This is a genomic window from Salinicoccus hispanicus, assembly GCF_009831115.1.
Lineage (GTDB): Bacteria > Bacillota > Bacilli > Staphylococcales > Salinicoccaceae > Salinicoccus > Salinicoccus hispanicus.
Genome location: NZ_WUUK01000003.1, coordinates 63,283 through 82,406, shown reverse-complemented (window position 1 = coordinate 82,406; position 19,124 = coordinate 63,283). Strand labels below are relative to the sequence as shown.

Annotated in this window: 21 protein-coding genes and 1 riboswitch; of the genes, 12 read left to right on the top strand and 9 right to left on the bottom strand. The window is 48.6% G+C overall.

What is annotated here, in order from left to right:
* Positions 1-28: 28 nt before the first annotated feature.
* Genes GQ671_RS07925 through GQ671_RS07915 form a run of 3 tightly spaced genes read right to left on the bottom strand, consistent with a single transcriptional unit; the run spans position 29 to position 3,127 of the window.
* Complete coding sequence (locus GQ671_RS07925; protein ID WP_160655292.1) at positions 29-1,159, bottom strand: ABC transporter permease; 1,131 nt, start codon at positions 1,157-1,159, stop codon at positions 29-31.
* Complete coding sequence (locus GQ671_RS07920; RefSeq protein WP_246153208.1) at positions 1,146-2,183, bottom strand: ABC transporter permease; 1,038 nt, start codon at positions 2,181-2,183, stop codon at positions 1,146-1,148. The genes GQ671_RS07925 and GQ671_RS07920 overlap by 14 nt, the downstream gene beginning before the upstream one ends.
* Before the next feature lie 14 nt (positions 2,184-2,197).
* The gene (locus GQ671_RS07915) at positions 2,198-3,127 is read right to left on the bottom strand and encodes an ABC transporter ATP-binding protein (RefSeq protein ID WP_160655286.1); all 930 of its coding nucleotides are present in this window, start codon (positions 3,125-3,127) and stop codon (positions 2,198-2,200) included.
* Between the two features lie 127 nt (positions 3,128-3,254).
* Between GQ671_RS07915 and GQ671_RS07910 the strand changes: the two genes are divergently transcribed.
* The 4 genes from GQ671_RS07910 (at position 3,255) to GQ671_RS07895 (ending at position 7,178) form a co-directional block, all read left to right on the top strand.
* Positions 3,255-4,286, top strand: coding sequence for a sensor histidine kinase (locus GQ671_RS07910; RefSeq protein ID WP_246153207.1), 1,032 nt, complete (start codon positions 3,255-3,257; stop codon positions 4,284-4,286).
* The gene (locus GQ671_RS07905; RefSeq protein WP_160655283.1) at positions 4,283-4,882 is read left to right on the top strand and encodes a response regulator; all 600 of its coding nucleotides are present in this window, start codon (positions 4,283-4,285) and stop codon (positions 4,880-4,882) included. The genes GQ671_RS07910 and GQ671_RS07905 overlap by 4 nt, the downstream gene beginning before the upstream one ends.
* 89 nt (positions 4,883-4,971) lie before the next feature.
* Positions 4,972-5,074: riboswitch (SAM riboswitch) on the top strand.
* A 78-nt stretch (positions 5,075-5,152) separates the two neighbouring features.
* Entirely contained in the window at positions 5,153-6,202 is a 1,050-nt protein-coding gene (locus GQ671_RS07900) for an LLM class flavin-dependent oxidoreductase (RefSeq protein ID WP_160656329.1), read from the top strand.
* A gap of 13 nt (positions 6,203-6,215) precedes the next feature.
* Positions 6,216-7,178, top strand: a complete 963-nt coding sequence (locus GQ671_RS07895; RefSeq protein WP_160655280.1) for an ATP-grasp domain-containing protein — start codon at positions 6,216-6,218, stop codon at positions 7,176-7,178.
* Positions 7,179-7,255: 77 nt separating this feature from the next.
* Here GQ671_RS07895 and GQ671_RS07890 read toward each other — a convergent pair whose 3' ends face one another.
* Positions 7,256-7,837: a protein-L-isoaspartate(D-aspartate) O-methyltransferase gene (locus tag GQ671_RS07890; protein ID WP_160655277.1), complete on the bottom strand. Its 582-nt coding sequence runs from the start codon at positions 7,835-7,837 to the stop codon at positions 7,256-7,258.
* A gap of 17 nt (positions 7,838-7,854) precedes the next feature.
* Positions 7,855-8,781, bottom strand: a complete 927-nt coding sequence (locus tag GQ671_RS07885; protein WP_160655274.1) for a VOC family protein — start codon at positions 8,779-8,781, stop codon at positions 7,855-7,857.
* A gap of 78 nt (positions 8,782-8,859) precedes the next feature.
* Here GQ671_RS07885 and GQ671_RS07880 point away from each other — a divergent pair, with 78 nt between their 5' ends.
* Positions 8,860-9,462: an alpha/beta hydrolase gene (locus tag GQ671_RS07880; RefSeq protein ID WP_160655271.1), complete on the top strand. Its 603-nt coding sequence runs from the start codon at positions 8,860-8,862 to the stop codon at positions 9,460-9,462.
* Positions 9,463-9,466: 4 nt separating this feature from the next.
* Here the strand turns inward: GQ671_RS07880 and GQ671_RS07875 are convergent, their stop codons facing one another.
* Positions 9,467-10,309, bottom strand: coding sequence for an HAD-IIB family hydrolase (locus GQ671_RS07875; RefSeq protein WP_160655268.1), 843 nt, complete (start codon positions 10,307-10,309; stop codon positions 9,467-9,469).
* Between the two features lie 94 nt (positions 10,310-10,403).
* Here GQ671_RS07875 and GQ671_RS07870 point away from each other — a divergent pair, with 94 nt between their 5' ends.
* From GQ671_RS07870 to GQ671_RS07840, 7 genes are all read left to right on the top strand, one after another.
* Positions 10,404-11,090: an AzlC family ABC transporter permease gene (locus GQ671_RS07870; RefSeq protein ID WP_160655265.1), complete on the top strand. Its 687-nt coding sequence runs from the start codon at positions 10,404-10,406 to the stop codon at positions 11,088-11,090.
* The gene (locus GQ671_RS07865) at positions 11,087-11,374 is read left to right on the top strand and encodes an AzlD domain-containing protein (protein ID WP_170288670.1); all 288 of its coding nucleotides are present in this window, start codon (positions 11,087-11,089) and stop codon (positions 11,372-11,374) included. The genes GQ671_RS07870 and GQ671_RS07865 overlap by 4 nt, the downstream gene beginning before the upstream one ends.
* 14 nt (positions 11,375-11,388) lie before the next feature.
* The gene (locus GQ671_RS07860; RefSeq protein WP_160655262.1) at positions 11,389-12,312 is read left to right on the top strand and encodes an AEC family transporter; all 924 of its coding nucleotides are present in this window, start codon (positions 11,389-11,391) and stop codon (positions 12,310-12,312) included.
* Between the two features lie 68 nt (positions 12,313-12,380).
* Positions 12,381-13,409, top strand: coding sequence for a Rho termination factor N-terminal domain-containing protein (locus GQ671_RS07855; protein WP_160655259.1), 1,029 nt, complete (start codon positions 12,381-12,383; stop codon positions 13,407-13,409).
* 77 nt (positions 13,410-13,486) lie between these two features.
* Complete coding sequence (locus tag GQ671_RS07850; RefSeq protein WP_160655256.1) at positions 13,487-15,076, top strand: gamma-glutamyltransferase family protein; 1,590 nt, start codon at positions 13,487-13,489, stop codon at positions 15,074-15,076.
* 9 nt (positions 15,077-15,085) lie between these two features.
* The gene (locus GQ671_RS07845) at positions 15,086-15,622 is read left to right on the top strand and encodes a chromate transporter (RefSeq protein ID WP_160655253.1); all 537 of its coding nucleotides are present in this window, start codon (positions 15,086-15,088) and stop codon (positions 15,620-15,622) included.
* Positions 15,619-16,146 carry a chromate transporter gene (locus tag GQ671_RS07840; RefSeq protein WP_160655250.1) on the top strand — a complete coding sequence of 176 codons (528 nt, stop codon included), beginning with the start codon at positions 15,619-15,621 and terminating at the stop codon, positions 16,144-16,146. Before GQ671_RS07845 ends, GQ671_RS07840 begins: the two co-directional genes overlap by 4 nt.
* Before the next feature lie 388 nt (positions 16,147-16,534).
* Here GQ671_RS07840 and murJ read toward each other — a convergent pair whose 3' ends face one another.
* Genes murJ through GQ671_RS07830 form a run of 3 tightly spaced genes read right to left on the bottom strand, consistent with a single transcriptional unit; the run spans position 16,535 to position 19,095 of the window.
* Complete coding sequence (gene murJ, locus GQ671_RS07835) at positions 16,535-18,058, bottom strand: murein biosynthesis integral membrane protein MurJ (RefSeq protein WP_160655247.1); 1,524 nt, start codon at positions 18,056-18,058, stop codon at positions 16,535-16,537.
* A 14-nt stretch (positions 18,059-18,072) separates the two neighbouring features.
* Positions 18,073-18,318 (bottom strand): ATP-grasp domain-containing protein, encoded by a 246-nt coding sequence (locus GQ671_RS12995; RefSeq protein WP_322789473.1) that lies wholly within the window; start codon positions 18,316-18,318, stop codon positions 18,073-18,075.
* A 12-nt stretch (positions 18,319-18,330) separates the two neighbouring features.
* A complete protein-coding gene (locus tag GQ671_RS07830) occupies positions 18,331-19,095 on the bottom strand; it encodes an ATP-grasp domain-containing protein (protein WP_246153206.1) in 765 nt (254 codons plus the stop codon).
* Positions 19,096-19,124: the final 29 nt, after the last annotated feature.

Sequence of the window (19,124 nt, the reverse complement as noted above, 5' to 3'; positions counted from 1 at the left end):
TATGCTCCATAGGCATTTTTTTCTCTATTTACGATGCAATTTTGCGCTTGTTCTCAAGTATCATTCCGATGATCAGAAAGGAGATCGTGTAGAGGACGACAATCAGTATCGAGAATCCGCTGTCCACCCACGTAATATCGGGTTCCGCATAGATTTGGGTGAAGTGGTAGAGCGGGAGGTATTGGGCGATGCTCTGGGCGGCCTCTCCCATGAGCTCAAGCGGAATCATGATGCCGGACAGGAAGGCCATTCCGATGGCAAGAAAGTTGGCGAGTCCGTTTATGATGAACTTATTCGTCGTCATGGCACCGATCACATAGTGGATTGCCAGTGTGAAGGATGTAATCAGGATGAGGGCAATGAACATCTTGCCAAGTGGCACACCTTCCAGCTCATCTGACCTCAGCAGGATGCCGCCGAAGAACATGAAACACACAACGAATAGTCCGATGATGGCCTGTGCGGTAATCATCTGCAGCATCAGAGCTCTTGTCTGCATCGGTGAAACATCTATACGTTGCCTGAGCTCTGTGGTGTTGAATTCCGACATGACATTACCGACAATGATCAGCAGGAAAAGCATGATCCAATACCCGGCAAAGTTGATGAACGCGCTCATATAGACGAAGTTATTCTGTGATGCAACATCGACGGACTCATGCATTTCGACTGATATACCATCGGCAAGCAGTGTGTTCATCTCCTCGATATTCACTGTGCCGGACGTTGTGCGTCCGGCATCCACGAAGGTGAAATACCGGTTCACTATGTTTTCAAGCTGCAGGTGGACCATCCCCCTCTGGTCGCTGATTATTTCGACAGCCGGTGATGATGAAGAAAGGCGTGCTTCAAGATCGGACGGTATTTGAATGATACCATCAGTAATGCCGAGAAAGATGTCTTCTTCAAGGGCGTCGAGCTCCGTGCTGTCGTTCATCACTTCCACAGTATTGTCCGCAGAGAGGTAGTCTACGAACCCTCTGCTGATTTCACTGCGGCTCTGATCGATCACCTTCAGATCCAGCTGCTCACTTTCATAAGTCTGGCCGCCGCTATTCTGTGAAAATCCGAATGCGAAGGTGAAGAAGGCAGTCAGAAAAATCAGTATCAAGTACTTGTATTTCCAGAAGTGGAGGAGTATGGCTTTAAATACTGTCATATTGTTTCCTCCTCAGTACGAAAAATGTTACGCCGAAGAACAGTAGCGCGTATAAGGCGAGAATACCGATGGTTGTCCAGTAGTCGTTATAGTTTCCGAGGAAATTGATCCTGTACATCGTATCTGTCAGTCTGGCCAGTGGATTTACAGTGTTTAACCATGGCATGTTCTCGCTGATTACCGCTTTGATGATTGGCCCTATGAGACCTGCCAAGGACGACAGGGCGATCATGAGGATGACTGCGATAACCGTCTTTATATTGGCGTTGATGCCCGGTATCAGCCCGATGAACAGGCCGATTCCGATTCCGGTCAGGTTGGCCGTGAAAATCAGCAGGAGAGTCGGCCAGAGTTCGGTGAAGATCGCCATCTGATAGAGGATTGCGATGGCTATGAGTACCACTGTATTTGAAAATATATTCAGCAATAGTGAACTGGCAACACTTGAAAAGAGGAACTTCCACTTGCTGAATGGACTGGCTGAGAACCTTGCTCCCATCAGGCTCAGGTTCGGCTGCATCGTAGAGATGAATTCTATTGCCGAAAACATGCCATAGATGGAAATCATACTGATCAGTGCATAGAAAAGAATGGTCTCAGGCTGGGCATCCTGGCTGTTCGGGATGATGTATTCCCGGTCATAGTCAAAGTTCTGGTAGGGAATGCCGGATGCGCTGACATGCTTGATCTCATCGAGAATGGATTCGATGATGGTCTGGTTGACGCCTGTCTCCGTCACCAGCAGCTCATTTTCTCCATGAATATAGCCGGCCATGTCGCCGTCCTTCATCCTTTCGACTGCTTCTGATTCGGAGAGTTCGGCAAGCGCGATGAAGTCCATGGACTCAAACACTTCTGCTACAGGGTGGCCCGGCTCTATGCCGACATCTATATCTTCGATCTCCGTACTGCTCATGTTCGGTGTGGACATTGTGAATAGTCCGCACAGCAGAAGCGGGTAGCACAATGTCCAGAACCAGTAGCCGAAATCCTTGAAATTGATAATGATCAAGTATTTGATCATGCGGAGAATCATCATCAGTCCCTCAACTCCTTGCCCGTGAGCTCAAGGAAGATATCACTCAGTGTCGACCGTTCGCTTGAAAGTTCCGTGTAGGTGAGATTTCTCGATTCGATGAATTTGATCAGGTTCGGCAGGTTATTTTCCTGTTTTTCAAAATGAATCAGATGGTTTCCGTTTCTCCTTGTCACCTTTACAACGTGCGGCAGTTCCTCAAGCTGAGCTTCGATGGTATTGTCATCGGTGATCAGACCGACTTCGATCCGTTCCTGGGTGGATATTGAATTCTGCAGTTCATGAACGGTCCCCTGTGCAATATTTCTGCCGGAATCCATGATGACCATGCGGTCGCACAGCTGCTCCGCCTCTTCCAGATAATGGGTCGTATAGATGATGGTCGTTCCCTGTGCCTTCATTTTACGTATGCCTTCCAGTATGAAGTTCCTGCTCTGGGCATCGACGGCCACCGTCGGCTCATCCATGAACAGAAGAGACGGTTTATGTGCAATGCCGCAGGCAATATTGAGGCGCCGCTTCAATCCACCGCTCAGCTTCTTCGGAACAAACTTGCGGTACTTGGCGAGATCCACGAAATCGATGGCTTCTTCAACGAGTGCTTTACGGGCTTTCCTATCGGAAACATAGAGGCCGCAGTAGAAGTCGATGTTCTCGTAGACATTCAGCTTCTCGAAAATGGCAAGTTCCTGGGGTACGATGCCGATCCGGCCTTTGACTGCATTGTTGTTCGGATGCACCTCCTGGCCGAAGATCTCGATTTCACCCTTATCGAAAGTGAGCAGAGACAGCATGCAGTTGATGGCGGTGGTCTTGCCGCATCCGTTCGGTCCGAGCAGGCCGATGATCTCACCTTCTGTTGCACTGAAAGAGAAGTGGTCCAATGCAATCAGTTCATTGTATCTCTTAACGACATTCTCCATTCTGATCATAGTGATGCCCCCCTGTATTGATTGTTGTTTTAAGTTTATACTGTTATTAAGATCTGCGTCAGTGCACAGAATAATATCAGCACATGACATCTGTCATGAATGTGGGGTGGGGACTCTGATAAATGTAATGGAAAAGATGGTTCTATATTTCATTTTGACTGCGTATTATTTCGCCACAATAGATGGGTCCAGTCTGGTGATTGCACTGGTTGCATTCATCCTGTTCTTCATCGTGGATATCATTGAGCACCGCTTCAGTGTACCTGCTGCGGGGATTGTCTATCTGCTTTTCATTTTCATCAGTTTAGATTGGATCTTCTATATGCCGCTGCTCACCCTGGTGATCGCCTATCGATATGGCGTCTATTCACTCCTCACGCTCGCGGCCTACATCATCTTTCCGGAACTGGTAATGCTGATGATATCGACCTTCGTCATCTACATGGGCTACTTGAGAATGAGACTCCTGACATATGAACAGGAGAACAGGAAAATACGGGACCAGCTTACCAGTGATAACCTGCTGCTCAGGCGCCAGCACAATGAACTGCTGAAAAATCATGAAAAAGATGTTCATATGGCGGAACTGAATGAGAGGAACCGTATTGCACGCGATATGCACGATGCACTCGGGCATTCCCTCAGTACAAGCATCCTGCTGATAGAATCCCTACAGTACATAAAGGACGAAGAAAAGATAAAGCAGTCGCTTGGACTGCTCCAGGAACGTCTGAAAGACGGCATGGATGACATCCGGACGAGCATCCACCAGCTGTATGAAACATCCATCGACCTTGAGGCTAGGATTGCCGAGTACATCAGCGGCATGGGCCGGTACCAGACACGGTTCCGCTTTGACGTCACCTCTGCCCTGGATCATGAATTGAAGATGGATATATTGGGCATTGTCAAAGAATCCCTGAATAATATCAGAAAGCATTCGGATGCGGAGATGATCAGAATCGCAATCAGGGAACAGACGGATTTCATCACGATATCAGTCAAAGATGATGGATCGAAACGTCCCATTGCCAAAAAGGGGATGGGACTGCTTGCCATGCAGGAGGTGGTCGGCAAATACAACGGTTTGTTCAACACATTCCATGATGACGGCTTTACCGTCCATATCACGCTATATAAGGAAGGGGAAGACAGATGAACATAGTCGTAGTCGATGACGATGCACTGGTGGTCAGCGCACTCACAACCATTCTTGAAGGTTCCGGCTATACCGTTGCCGCCACGGGCAGCAGTGGAGAAGAAGCGGTTGAACTGTATCGCAGACACCAGCCGGATCTGCTTATGACGGACATCAGAATGGGTGGTGTCACCGGACTTGAAGCAAGTCGGACCATACTTGAACAGTGGAAGGATGCCAACATCCTCCTGATTACGACATTCAAAGACGATGTGTATATCCACGAAGCGCTGAAGATCGGCTGCAAAGGATACTTGCTGAAGGACAATTTCAAGGGGATTCTGCCAGCCATCCAGGCAGTGGCATCCGGCAATATGGTATTCGACAGTGATATTGTAAAAAGCATGTCGACGCGGTCCCATTTCAAGGCGCTGGAGGCATTGTCAAAGAGGGAATGTGAAATACTGGAGCTTGTTGCAGAAGGGCTCAGCAACAGGGAGATTTCGGAACGGCTTTTCCTGAGTGAGGGAACGGTCAGGAACTATATTTCTCAGATGCTCAACAAACTTGAACTCCGGGATAGGACGCAGCTCGTCGTGTATTACTACCGGAGTTGATCGAATGGAATTGCACGATCCGATCTATTGACAGATAATTATTTCTGCTTTATCATATCCATTAACCTAGTAATTTAATATGAATTATATTCTTATCCAGAGAAGCTGAGGGAGATGGCCCGATGACGCTTCGGCAGCGGGTTCTTTGAATACTGTGCCAATTCCATCGGGTGTCCACCTGGAAGATGAGAAGAGATGAATGTTGCAGGAAGCTCTTTTCTTATCCGGAAAGAGCTTCTATTTTTATGGCAGTTGAAGGGAATGATATGGATGAAGTATGGATTCTGGATGCCGATTTTCGGCGGATGGCTGAGAAATGTAGAGAATGAATCTATGCCGCCGACATATGAGTATGTAAAAAAGGTTGCACAGTCTGCAGAACAGTGGGGATATGATGTCACACTCATTGCGGAATTGTACCTGAATGACATTAAGGGCACGTCAGCGGATTCACTTGAGGCCTGGTCGACGGCTGCAGCACTTGCCGCAGTGACCGAAAAAATCGAAATCATGACTGCTGTGCGGCCTGTGTTCCACAACCCTGCAGTGACGGCGAAAATGGCGGCGAATATCGATCATATTTCAAATGGACGCTTCACTCTGAACGTCGTTTCCGGATGGTGGGCAGGCGAAGCAAGCCAGTATGGCGCAGAATTCACTGCACATGATGAGCGTTATGCAAGGACGGAAGAATTTCTTGAGGTCATGCAAGGCATGTGGCGTGAGGAGACGTTCTCCTATGATGGCAAGTTCTATCAGATAGAAGATGCAAAACTCGCGCCAAAACCGGTACAGCATCCGCATCCGAAGCTGTATGCCGGTGGAGAAAGTGCAAAGGGCAAGGCGATCATCACGTCGCACTGTGATGCCTACGTCCTCCACGGCCATACAGTAGAAGAGGCAAAAGCGAAGATCGATGGTATGAAGGCGGCCAGGGCAGAAGCCGGCAAGCCCCCGTTCCAGTCATTCGGCATGGCAGCCTATGTCATCTGCCGGGATACTGAGGCGGAAGCGGAAGCCGAACTTGCACGCATCACCGACGTCAAGGATTCGGATGGCTATTCGGGATTCAAGGATTTCACATCGAAATCCCAGCTGGAGCAGGAAATAGAGCTGAAGGACTATTCAGTATCCAACAGGGGTCTGCGGCCGAACCTCGTAGGAACACCGGATCAGATTGCTGAAAGGATCATCGCGTTCGAGGCGGCCGGGGTGGATCTGCTTCTGCTTCAGTCCTCTCCGCAGCTGGAGGAACTGGAACGGTTCTCAAAACAGGTGATGCCGAAAGTGGAAGCGCTGCGCGCAGTGGGAAGTAAATAAAGGAGGAATGATCATGACAAAAATATATGTACTGCATGAAAACCCGGAATGGACAGAGCATCTCTTCAAACGTCTCGATGAACTGGGGCTGCCCTATGAAGATTGGCAGCTGTCTGAAGGTATGGTTGATCTGACAGCAGCACCGCCTGAAGGCATCTACTATAACAGGATGAGTGCCTCTTCCCATACAAGGGGCAACCGCTATGCACCTGAACTGGCCAATGCTGTACTTGCGTGGCTTGAGCACCATGGCCGTACAGTCATCAACGGCAGCCGGGCACTTCAGCTTGAAGTGAGCAAGGTGCTACAGTATCTGGAGCTTGAGAAGCATGGCGTAAAAACACCGAAAACCATTGCTGCAGTCGGTAAGGATCAGGTTATCAAAGCGGCAGAGCAGTTTGAAGGACAATCCTTCATTACAAAGCACAACCGTGCCGGAAAGGGTCTCGGTGTCCAGTTGTTCGATTCTATTGATGCACTCGAAAGATATGTCGAGAGCGAGGCATTCGAAGAACCGGTCGATGGGGTGACGCTGCTCCAGGACTACATCAAGTCTCCTGAGTCCTTCATTACACGCTGTGAATTTGTCGGGGGTGAATTCGTCTATGCCGTCCGTGTCGATACGTCTGAAGGATTTGAACTATGTCCAGCGGATGCATGCTCGATCGAGGACCTGTTCTGTCCAGCAGACAGTGAGCCCTCGGACAGGCCGAAGTTCAGCATCGTGCAGGATTTCGACCATCCTGTTCTTGAAAGCTATAAGAAGGTTCTGAAAAGCAATGACATCAACGTCGCGGGCATCGAATTCATCCAGGATGAAGCAGGAAATCTCTATACTTATGATATCAATACGAACACAAACTATAACAGTGATGCGGAAGCGGAAGCGGGTCAGTTCGGCATGCTGGAACTTGCAAAGTTCCTCGCCCGTGAGCTTGAAGCGGTGAAGGAAGAGACCGTCTCCGCACCGAAATGATTGATTGTCATAAACAGACCTCATCCATGCAATATGGATGAGGTCTCTATTTTTTATCCAATTTCCACAAGGACGCGCTACGCCTTGTCCCCCTTGAGGTCGACGAATCTTACATGCTCGATGAATGCGGTATGAATCTGGCCATGCATATCCTTTTCGACCAGCTTGAGTTCCTGGGCGAAAGTATCACCGACGGGGATGACCATCTTCCCGCCCGGTGCCAGCTGCTGGATGAGGATTGAGGGGATTTCTTTGGCGGCGGCAGTCACCATGATCCGGTCATAGGGCGCGTTTGCCTCCCAACCGAGATTACCGTCCCCATGATGGAAATGGATGTTCGAAAATCCTTCTGCATCCAATTTTTCTTTGGCACTGTCATGAAGTGCCCGGATTCTTTCGACTGTATGCACACTATCCGCAAATTTTGCCAGAAGGGCAGTCTGGAAGCCGGATCCGGTTCCAATTTCCAGCACGCGATGACCCGGTTCAAGATCAAGGCGGAGTGTCATTTCCAGCACGAGCGAGGGCTGGGAGATCGTCTGTCCATGGCCAATAGGGAAGGGCATATCAATGTCCGCTTCTTCCTTATACCGATCCATGAATCTGCTTCGGTCGAGTGTATGGAAAAATGCTGTAATCTCTTTTTCATCATATTTCATGAGATTCACCTTCCTTTTCAGCTGATCGGAATCAGATAGCTCTCAATGAAGTCACGCTGGTCTTCGAACTTTGGAGGCAGGGAGAGGTTCTTACCCAATGCTTCGATAGGCTCATCGACATCGAAGCCGGGGCCGTCTGTGGAGATTTCGACTGTAATGTTGCCGACAGTGGTGATATATAATGCCTTGAAATAATGGCGGTTGACGATTCCTGAGTTTCGCCAGTTTTCCTGGTCGATCTTCTGCTTCATTTCAAGCAGGGCCTCATCATCATCGACACGCAGGGAGAAATGGTGGACACTGCCATAGCCTTCCTTTTCCAGTTGGCTGTTGCGCTGTTCGATGACGTAGACACTGCCGTTGCCGACATCGACTACCGCTTCAGTGGCGTCATCGTCAAAACCATCTTCCACCTTGCCCCCAAGCAGTTCGAGGAACTGGACCATCGGTTTGATATACTGTACGGTCACTTCGACTGCACCGATGGAAGTGATGGCATGCATCTTTGGTATGTCCGGGTGGTCATTCGGTGTCGTATGTTCATCACTCTGTTCGACAACCAAAGCAAGCCGCTGCTTTTCATTGTCCTCGAATTTCATGGTGGTCCTGCCGAACTGTTCGATGATGCCTTCGTGATAGACACCCTCCGAGGCGAAGCGTGCTTTGAAAAATTCGAGTGCCTCCCTCGTCGGCACCCTGAAATAGGTTCTTGATATGCTGTTGGTGCCTGACTGGTATTGCGGTGCATTCACAATTTCAAAAAATGTGATGTCAGCGCCCGGTGTGCCATTGTAGTCGGCATAAAAGAGGTGATACATGCTTGTATCGTCCTGGTTCACTGTCTTCTTCACAAGTCTCAGACCGAGAGTGTTCGTATAGAATTCATGGTTGTCGAGGATTTCTTTAGTGATGGAAGAAACATGGTGGATGCCTTTTACTGTCATGGATATCGCTCCTTCTGTGTCTATTGCTTCAAGTATATTATAGTAATAGGGTAAACTCTAATAAAGGAGGACGTGACAGTGAAACATCTATTTATAAAAGCGAAAAAGGATAAACAAAATACGCTGATACTTTTTCATGGCAGCGGCGGCAGGGAGACGGATCTGCTTGAAGTTGCCACAATGGTCGATGGATCAGCGAATATACTGGCGTTACGCGGCGATGCCGAGGATGGTGGACAGGTCCGATTTTTCAAGCGTCAGGGCAGAGGGCATGATGAAGAGAGCCTGAGAGCTGAAGGTGAGAAGATTGTCGGGCTGCTGGATGAACTTGCGGCCGAATATGGACTGGATCTTGAAAAAGCGATCTATATCGGCTATTCGAACGGTGCCAACATGGCTGCCCATCTGCTGTTCAACCATCCAGTCCCGGTTGCCGGTGCGATGCTGATGCATCCGGCTTATAAAGGGGAGGTGTCCCGAAAAGCAGATCTGCTCGGCAAAAAGATACTGCTGACAGCAGGCGCACGTGATATGGTGGCGACAGCCGGAGAGGCCTATCAGCTGAAACAGCAGCTTGAACAAAAAGGGGCGACGGCGGATGTCAAACTGACGGACGGGGGTCATGAAATCGTCTCCGATGAGCTGATGGAGGGTCACGTCTGGTACCTCAAAGTGAAATAGGGCTTTATTTCAGATATTCCTTTCTAAGGTAGCGTTCAAGTCCATTCTCATCGCATGTTGACGCAGTGATGTCATCGGCTTTCTCCTTGATGGCGTGAGGGGCATTCTTCATTGCTGTGGAACGGCCGGCCTTCTCGAACAGAGGGAGATCATTCATCGAATCGCCGATGGCATGCACGTCTCGAAAACTGATGTCGTAGTGATCGAGCAGAACTTCCATGCCGTTTGCCTTGTCACGGCCGTTCAGCATGATTTCTGCATTATGCCGGCTTGTCGTGTAGAGTGCATATATTGTACTGTCCTGGTGGTTCTCAAGATAGTCGTACCAGTTTCTGATCTTATTCATATTGGTACTGAAGAAGAACATCTTCACAACGTGTTCGAAAGACAGATCCACCACCCATTGCGTAGTACTTTCAAGTGTATCTTTAGCATAAGTATATTCGGCATTCATCATGGTCTCGGGCTGTTCTTCGCTGAGGTCTTCAAATATGTATGTCCGATCCTGCAGCAGTGTCCGGCTGGAGTGCTCGAGCGTATGGATTTCATAGTATATCTCCTTGCTTCTGGCCTCTTCAACCATCCTCTTTACGAAGTCCGGTTCAAAAGATGCGGATTCAACGAGCCTGCCATCGATGTAGATGCCCATGCCGCTGGCTGCGACATAACCATCGAGGGGGCATCCAGCTGGGGTGATGCTGGTGATTTCGTGAGGTGTCCGTCCGGTTGCGAAAAAAATAAGAAAACCCCGGCTTTTCAATTCAATCAGTGTCTCCACCAGGCTCTCGGGAAAGTTCCCGCTATGATCGAGGATGGTGCCATCCATGTCCAATGCTAATGCTTTCATTCTGCTTCTCACTCCAATTTATCTTTTTTAAGGCACTGCGCGTCCAGTGCAGATGTGTTAAAATGTTTCTATTATTCTATCATGGGGGGATACCGTGGCACAGACAGCTTTGAAAAAATCCATCATGGACGGCATTACCATCGGAATGGGCTATCTCCCTGTTGCGATCGCATTCGGCATCAGTGCAGAACCGCTCATGTCGCTGCTGGATACAGTACTGATGAGTCTAATGATATACGGCGGTGCGAGCCAGTTTCTTGTTCTGCAGATGCTTGCATCAAGCAGTGCACTGGCCATCGTCATTGCTGTGTTCGTACTCAATTCAAGACATTTTGTCATGGCATTCAAGGTCAACTATGACCTCAAGCATGAATCATTCCTGAAACGGCTGGTCCTCTCGTCCTATGTGACGGATGAATCATTCGCAGTGACTGCAAACAGTACCAGGGAGCAGCGTACATTCCTGAACTACTTTGCAACATTCATCATCGCCTACCTGTTCTGGGTCGTATTCTCTGCGGTCGGATATCTTGCCGGTGAATGGATGAGTGATGGCTGGATCGTCGCCAGTGGCATCGCACTCTATGCACTGTTCATCGCACTGCTGGTCCCAGCGGTCAGAGTGCATTACAAATATGGCATTGTTGCGGTATTCGGAATGATTCTCCACTACATACTGAGCATCATCCCCTCGTTTCCATCAGGCATTGCCATCATTGCGGCCATACTGCTTGCTGCACTGCTTGGCCTGATTCTCGAGCGATCGGAGGTATACAATTGATTCTGCTTATTACCGCACTCTGTGCTGTCACCATCATACCACGGATCATTCCGGCCTTTATTGTAGATCGTCTGATGCTGCCTGAGTGGTGTGTTACATATCTGAACTATATCCCTTATGCAGCGCTCGGTGTACTGATCTTCCCCGGCATTCTCAATGCAGTCGAGCATCCCATACATGGCATGCTCGGCGGGTTTTTTGCAGTCATACTCGCACTGCTGCGCGTCCCGCTGTTCTTCATCGTACTCGGATCGATCGTATTCGTATACATTATCATGCTATAGAAGGATGACACAAAATGAATGAATTCATATTTATCTTCAACAGCATCATCCTGCCCATCGGGATCATTGTGGCCACGGGCTATGTCATCCAGTTGAAGCTCCGACTCGACCGCTCGACGCTTGCAAAGCTTTCCATCCATTACGTCATGCCAGCCTTCATTTTCATGAGCCTCTACGAATCCTCCATAGATTTCTCGCTGCTGCTCAATGTCATGCTGTTTCTCATACTGTATGCCTTCCTGTCCTTCATCCTGTGCCGGCTCATTGCAAGGTTCATGAACATTGGAAAAGACAGAACCGTGCTGTTCACCAATGCCAACCTGTTCTATAATGCCGGGAATTATGGGGTGCCGGTGAACGATCTTGTATTCAGGAGCGATCCGTATGCCATGAGCATCCAGGTGATGCTTGTGGTATTCCAGAACATGTTCGCCTTCTCCTACGGCATCTTTTCACTCAGTGCAAAGAATGTGGGAAGAACAAAGGCGCTCCTTTCATACTTCAGAATGCCCATTTTCTATGGACTGGCGCTCGGCCTCATTTTCAACTACTTCCATCTGCCGGTACCCGCTCCGATTGAAACGGCACTCGAATACATCAGAAATGCCATGATCGGGCTTGTACTGTTCATTCTCGGGGCGCAGATTGCGGGTATAAAGTTCAAACGTCTCAGGTGGAGTGCATTTGTCGGTGCCCTGGCACGGCTCGTCATCGGTCCGGCCCTGGCGCTCGTCATGCTCATGCTCTTCAATATGGAAGGTGTCGTAGCACAGGTCATCCTGATTGCATCTGCCATGCCGGCTGGGGTGAACAGCTCCATCATCGCCCAGGAGTACAGTGATGATCCGGAGTATGCAGCCGAAATTGTCATGATGAGTACACTGCTCAGTTCAGTGACGGTCTCAAGCGTCATCTACATTGCCCTGGCCATCTTCTGATTATTTATCAATGACCGTACTGATGTGGTAAAATGAAGGATAGAATCATGAGCGAGGAGTTTTCTAATATGGAAAATGCAAAAACCTACCTGAAAGATTATAATATGGCCGATCTTAAACGTCTGGCACGTACAATTTCGATCAAGAACTTTTCCAAATATAAGAAAAATGAACTGATCGATGCAATCGTCGAGCAGCAGCATACTTCACAGACGGCAGCATATGCCTACAAATATATCGATGAACGTTCTTTTGAGACATGGGAAAAGTCTTCCATGGAACCGGCGGCGAGGTACAACCTCGAGGACCTTTTCGGCCTCTATATCATGGGTTATGCCTTTGAGGATCCTGAGCAGGAAGACGATTTTTTCGTTGCTGAAGGTGTACCTGAACTATTCAGCACAGTGGACAGCGATGAGGAACGTGAAGCGCGGCTTGTCATCCAGCGTAAGCTCAACCTCATCCGCGCAGCCCTCCATCTATATGGTATCGTCAGCTTTGAACAGCTGATCCATCTGTTCAAGAAGTATTACAGCATGGAGATGAGCCCGGAAGCGCTCGTTGAATTTCTCGAGGGCTCACCCTATGATATTTCCATCGATCAGGACAACAGACAGATTGTCATCGATGACATGAACTACAACCAGTACGAAATGGTTCGCAGGCTCCAGGGCGACCGTCCCTATTATGAGCCGGAATTTGCGAAGTTCATCAAATTCAGCGACCCGAACTACATTGATGAATCAAAATATCACAGGGAGCTGAAGGAATGGGTCGAAGAGAATATCGATGTACCCGCCGGCAAGCACCACAGTGTATATATATCTCTTCTTCAGATGATCATGCAGGGGTCGAAGCGGGATGAAATCGTCAAATACCTGATGACATTGAATGTGGAATTCAGCACAGTCGATGACCAGCGCGAATTTTTCGATACCATTGCCGGTATTGTGGAAAATACACGGCACTTCAAATACCGCGGTCATAAGGAGTCTGAACTGAAAACACAGACAGTCGTAAATGAGGTCAAGGTGGGCAGGAATGATCCATGTCCTTGTGGCAGCGGCAAAAAGTATAAGAAATGCTGTGGCAGATAAGTTTATAGAGTCCTGCTGAAATGGCGGGACTTAATTTACATAAATTCATGATTGAATATTCAAAAAGGAGAGTACATATGAATCATTACAGTTACCCGTATCTCAATCGACGTTTCAGTGTCTACGCAAAAAATGGGATGGTGGCCACAACACATCCAATCGCCACCGATGCAGGCATCGAGGTGATGAAGCAGGGCGGCAATGCCATGGATGCAGCCATTGCAACAGCAGCCACCCTGACTGTTGTGGAACCGACAAGCAATGGTATCGGCGGAGATGCCTTCATGATCGCCTGGATGAACGGCAAACTGCACGGCATGAATGCCAGCGGGCGTTCCCCGGAAAAACTGAGCATGGAAGAAATCAGGAAAAAAGGATTCAATGAGATGCCGAAGTTCGGCTGGCTGCCTGTCAATGTACCCGGGGTTCCGAAAGCATGGGCAAGTCTGATCGATGACTTTGGGAACCTGACATTGAAGGAAGTGCTTGCACCAGCAATCCGGGCAGCACGTGAAGGGTTTGCCATTACACCGGTCGTTGCAAAATACTGGCAGGCTGCCTACCAGAACTACAGCCAGCAGGTTGAGCAATTTGAAGAGATCAAGCCATGGCTCAATATTTTCGGCACAGCAACTGCTGGTGAAATAAAGAGGCTGCCGCATCACGCTGCAACACTCGAGGACATTGCGGAGACAGATGCCAAAAGTGTATACGAAGGGGAGCTTGCCGACCGCATCGTCGAATACAGCAATGAGACAGGTGGACTGCTGACACATGAGGATCTTAAAAACTTTGAAGTCGAGTATGTGGATCCGATCAGTATGAGCTATAAAGGACATGAAATTCATGAAATTCCGCCGAACGGTCAGGGTGTGACAGCGTTGATGGCACTCGGTATGCTGAAAGATGATGCATTCGAAACACTGGACGAAAAGACGTATCACCATCAGATAGAAGCAATCAAACAGGCATTTGCCGATACGACGACCCATGTCGCAGATCCCGCACATATGAAAGTGGAAACAGCCGATCTGCTGGATGAAAAATATCTGGAACAGCGGCGCAGTGAAATCACTGAACAGGCAGAACTGAGAACACACGGTGATCTGCCACAGGGTGGCACGGTATATTTGGCAACAGCGGACAGTGAAGGCAATATGGTGTCCTACATCCAGAGCAACTATATGGGATTCGGCTCCGGCGTCGTCATTCCGAAGACCGGCCTTGCCCTGCACAATAGGGGGCACAACTTCTCGATGGATGAGACCCATGCCAATTATGTGGGGGGTGGCAAAAAGCCATTCCATACCATTATCCCGGGCTTCATCACAAAAGCAGGCAGGCCAGTCGGTCCATTCGGTGTCATGGGTGCCTTCATGCAGCCTCAAGGACATCTGCAGGTCGCCATGAATCTGATCGACTATGGCATGAACCCGCAAAGTGCACTGGATGCGCCGAGATGGCAGTTCAAATCCGGCATGGACATCGACGTCGAGGATCGCTTCGATGCCGATCATGCCCGGGCACTTGCCAGACGGGGTCATAAAGTCAGTGTCAATCTCGAACCGAACAGTTTCGGACGGGGGCAGGTCATCATCCGTGGCGAGGATGGTGCTCTGATTGGCGGTACCGAATCACGGACAGACGGTTCAATATCTATCTATTAGGAGAAAACGATGCATTTTAAAATTTTCTGGTCATTTTTCAAAGTAGGAATGCTGGGGTACGGCGGTGGACCATCGTCCATACCCCTTGTACATAAAGAAGTGGTTGATACTTATAAATGGATGACCGACGAGGAGTTCCAGGATGCGCTTGCCATCGGCAATGTACTCCCAGGACCGATTGCGACCAAGCTCGCCGGCTATATCGGATACTTGCAAAAAGGGTGGCTCGGATTGGCCAATGCCGTTTTTGCAACGATTCTTCCGACCATCATACTGATGATCATCCTGCTGAAGCTTTTTACCGAGTTCAAGGATCTCGGCTGGGTGCAGGGGATGAGTCATGGTGTCATGCCTGTAGTCGGTGTGATGCTCTTCATATTGACGTATGAATTCCTGGCCAAGGCGAAGGGCAGGACGACATGGCAGTTTCTCATTCTGTTTACACTCGTCGCGTTTGTTCTATTGGCAGTGCTTGAAATACACCCTGCCATCATCATTCTGCTGATCGTCGGCTTCAGTCTGCTCAGGAAGGAGGGGCGCATATGATCTATCTGAAGATATTTCTCGCCTTCTTCATCCCCGGAATACTCGGTTACGGCGGCGGCCCCGCCTCGATTCCGCTTGTGGAGCAGGAGGTTGTACAGAACTATGAATGGATGACTTCCCAGGAGTTCGCGGAAGTGCTGGCTCTGGGTAATGCACTGCCGGGACCGATTGCCACAAAGATGGCCGGTTTCATCGGTTTTGAAGTGGGCGGTGTACTCGGTGCAACAGTCGCAGTTGCAGCCACAGTCATGCCGTCACTGCTGCTCATGGTGTTCCTGGCGGGTCTATTGTATAAACTCAAAGGCACGAAGAAATTCGATACATTGACCACCTTGATAAGGCCGGTCATTGCAATACTGCTCGGCATCATCGCATTCGATTTCTTCAGCAGTTCCTACATTGACTCAGGAGTGATCCATACAGTCATACTGACTGTAGCAAGCTTGCTGATGCTGACAAAATTCAAAGTCCATCCCGCACTCGTCATAATTTTCGGCCTTGTATATGGTGCTGTACTATTATAGGAACCTGCTCCTGATATTTCGATTAGAATAAGAAATCACATCAATACATTTCCATACAATAAATAACGTCCATTCTCACGATAGAGAATGGACGTTATTTATTGTATGGAGAAACATGTTAGAAATTGAGTATGAACCCTGCTGATCTTGAATTTATATAATATCCAGTAGCCATGAGTATGAAAAAACTGAAGAACATCAGGGTATTGCCAATGACCAGCCAAAAACTTCTTCCTAATAGGGCAAAGACGAGTCCGAAAGGCGCAATGAGGAGAGTCAGCATCCAAAAGGGGCTGGCCACTTGAAAGACCACATTAGATACCCAGATTAAAATGCATGTCAGGAAGCAGGTGAGTGATATGACTTTATGCTTGTCCAGCATTATTTTCTACCCCTTTCTTCTGAAGCGGCTCAGTGCTGCATCTATGAACGTCTGGACGCCCTCAACTTTAAGTAGCGTGATTGAAACGAAATAAAGCACTACCGTTACGAAAAGGGCTGCAATCATACTGATGTATAGGCCGGCGGCAGCTTCCAATGCGCCAAAGACCAGAAAGGCGACTCCAGCTGAGAGGACTGCTGCGCCTGTCATTTTGATGACGGAAGGAATGAGTGTCCGGAGGTTCAGGCGGCCGAGTTTTTTGCGCAGCTGGTATGTCAGCAGCACGACTGTAATCAGTGATGAGATGCTGGTTGCGAGTGCCAGTCCTCCTAGCCCGAGTATCGGCGCAAGCAGGAAGTTCAGGCCAAGGTTGATTCCCATGGCGATTGCGCTGTTGATCATCGGTGTTTTTGTATCCTGCAGGGCATAGAACACACGTGTCAGCACCAGATTGATGCCGGTGCCTGCCAGTCCGATGGCATAGAAGAAGAACGCAGACGTTGTGAGTGCGACTGCTTTTTCGTCAAATGCACCCCGGTCGAACAAGAGGCGTACGATTGGTTCTGCAAGTATCATGGCACTGATGGTTGCAGGGATGATCAGGATGAGGACGCCGAGTATGGTCTGGTTCATCGTATATTTAAGGCCGTCCATATCGCCTTTGGCACCCTTTCTTGATATATCCGGGTAGAATACTGTCACAAAGGAAGCGACAAAGATTCCGATAAAGGCGGTATTCATCGTGTTGGCATAATTGATGGATGAAATGCCGCCCACAGTGATCCAGGAGGCAAGTGAGCGGTCCACGAGACGGTTGAGCTGTGACACGCTGGTGCCGAGAATGACTGGAAATGCGAGCGCCGCCATTTCCTTGATATGCCTGTCTTTTGGTTTGAATATCGGCTTGAATCTGAAAGCATGCCGGTGTGAGAAGAACATGATGATGAGAAACTGTACAAACAGGGCGATAACATTTGCCATGGCGAGTACAAGAATCCACTCTGTACGGCTGCTGATGATGATGGCAACGATCAGGACGAAGTTCATCGGGATGCCGATCAATGAAGGCACGGCAAATATTTTATTGTAATTCAGATAGGCACTCAGAATACGGATGACAATCGTGAAGTAGATGCCAAAAATACTGAAGCGGGTGAACATTACGGCAAGGGCAAGTGTTTCTCCCTCAAATCCGATGGCGAACACTTTCACCAGGTACTCGGTGAAAATCAATGCGAGTATGACGATTGAGGTCGTGCCCACGAGCAGCACGTTTATCAGATTGTTTGTATATTTTATACCAGCCTGCAATCCAAGCTCATTTTCAATCCGGGAATAGAGTGGGATGTATCCTGTTGAAATGCCTGCAGCAATTACGCCGAAGACGATGGTCGGAATGCTGTTGGCAAGCAGAAAGACATCACTGATTTCGGATGCACCATAAAAATAGGCCAGTGTCAGGTCTCTGAAAAATCCGGAGATCTTGGAAACGATGGTCAGGATCATAAGTAGTATGACTGCTTTTTTCATATGTTTACACAGTTCTAATCTTCAGATATGAATATCTGATCTCTGAATCTGAGCATTCTTGTATTCCAGACAGGTTCTACCGGAACCGCATTGCCGAGGTGGAAATAGTCGATGAACAGCGAGGGGAAGTTGACGTTTGCGCCGAGGCTCATGACCTGACTGCCGCAGAAGCGGGGATTGATATCAGTCAGTTTATAGCCGGTTTCGCTCTCCATGAACTGGATGTTGATGAATCCATCGGTCACCAGGCTTTCGGTGATCTCCTTTGAGGCCTAGATCAGCTCTTCATGCTGGACGACTTTGCCATCCAGAACAATGTTGTTGGAAACCCCTGTCCGTTCTCTTGGTACAGAAACAACCACCTGACCTTTGTAGAGATGGACATCCACACTGAATTCCTTGCCCTCGATGCGTTCCATCGCCATTTTACGCGCTTTGGGATCGATGATTTCGCAGTAGTCTTCGAAGTCGATGATGTGTTTTCTTGCATGCTTCAGTGCAGACAGATAGTTTTCCTTATCGGTCAGAATGGCGAACCCGAGGGAAGCGTAGCTGTCCACTGTCTTGACGACAAAATGGGAGTCATACTTGAATAGAGATTCCTTGATTTCCAACAGTTCTTCTTTCGAATTGAATCCCCTATATACAGGGATGTACTTGCCAAGTCCCAATGACCTGAGTTTCTGATATGCATGTTCCTTATGCATCAGTGTTTCGAAATCGTCACTGTTCGGCAGGGCAATGAGTGGTTTGAATATGTTGCGTTGCTTATGAAAAATGTTTACCTCTTCGTGAAGAGAGGGGAAGATGACATCTATCTTTTCTGCTTCAGTGATTTCCTGCAAGGCAGATAGATACTTTTGTGTATCGGTATAGCGGGGCACCTGATAAGTATGATCACATAGATGGTGTCCAGCTGTTACAACACGTCTATCGACACCGATAATCCTGATATCCTGCCTTTTTTTGAGACCCTGGATGATTCCTTGAGCAATGGGGCCACCGATACCAGTTACCAAGATATTTATTCTATTCATTTCCAAAAACTCCTTAAATGCACAATCGT

Bases quoted from the DNA above. Each gene is read 5' to 3' on its own strand.
- GQ671_RS07830 (WP_246153206.1), bottom strand. From the start codon at position 19,095: ATGAATAGAATAAATATCTTGGTAACTGGTATCGGTGGCCCCATTGCT.
- GQ671_RS07885 (WP_160655274.1), bottom strand. From the start codon at position 8,781: ATGACAGTAAAAGGCATCCACCATGTTTCTTCCATCACTAAAGAAATC.
- GQ671_RS07875 (WP_160655268.1), bottom strand. From the start codon at position 10,309: ATGAAAGCATTAGCATTGGACATGGATGGCACCATCCTCGATCATAGC.
- GQ671_RS07895 (WP_160655280.1), top strand. From the start codon at position 6,216: ATGACAAAAATATATGTACTGCATGAAAACCCGGAATGGACAGAGCAT.
- GQ671_RS07915 (WP_160655286.1), bottom strand. From the start codon at position 3,127: ATGATCAGAATGGAGAATGTCGTTAAGAGATACAATGAACTGATTGCA.
- GQ671_RS07860 (WP_160655262.1), top strand. From the start codon at position 11,389: ATGAATGAATTCATATTTATCTTCAACAGCATCATCCTGCCCATCGGG.
- GQ671_RS07845 (WP_160655253.1), top strand. From the start codon at position 15,086: ATGCATTTTAAAATTTTCTGGTCATTTTTCAAAGTAGGAATGCTGGGG.
- GQ671_RS07910 (WP_246153207.1), top strand. From the start codon at position 3,255: ATGGAAAAGATGGTTCTATATTTCATTTTGACTGCGTATTATTTCGCC.
- GQ671_RS07840 (WP_160655250.1), top strand. From the start codon at position 15,619: ATGATCTATCTGAAGATATTTCTCGCCTTCTTCATCCCCGGAATACTC.
- murJ (WP_160655247.1), bottom strand. From the start codon at position 18,058: ATGAAAAAAGCAGTCATACTACTTATGATCCTGACCATCGTTTCCAAG.
- GQ671_RS07900 (WP_160656329.1), top strand. From the start codon at position 5,153: ATGAAGTATGGATTCTGGATGCCGATTTTCGGCGGATGGCTGAGAAAT.
- GQ671_RS07920 (WP_246153208.1), bottom strand. From the start codon at position 2,183: ATGATCAAATACTTGATCATTATCAATTTCAAGGATTTCGGCTACTGG.
- GQ671_RS07905 (WP_160655283.1), top strand. From the start codon at position 4,283: ATGAACATAGTCGTAGTCGATGACGATGCACTGGTGGTCAGCGCACTC.
- GQ671_RS07925 (WP_160655292.1), bottom strand. From the start codon at position 1,159: ATGACAGTATTTAAAGCCATACTCCTCCACTTCTGGAAATACAAGTAC.
- GQ671_RS07855 (WP_160655259.1), top strand. From the start codon at position 12,381: ATGGAAAATGCAAAAACCTACCTGAAAGATTATAATATGGCCGATCTT.
- GQ671_RS07850 (WP_160655256.1), top strand. From the start codon at position 13,487: ATGAATCATTACAGTTACCCGTATCTCAATCGACGTTTCAGTGTCTAC.
- GQ671_RS07890 (WP_160655277.1), bottom strand. From the start codon at position 7,837: ATGAAATATGATGAAAAAGAGATTACAGCATTTTTCCATACACTCGAC.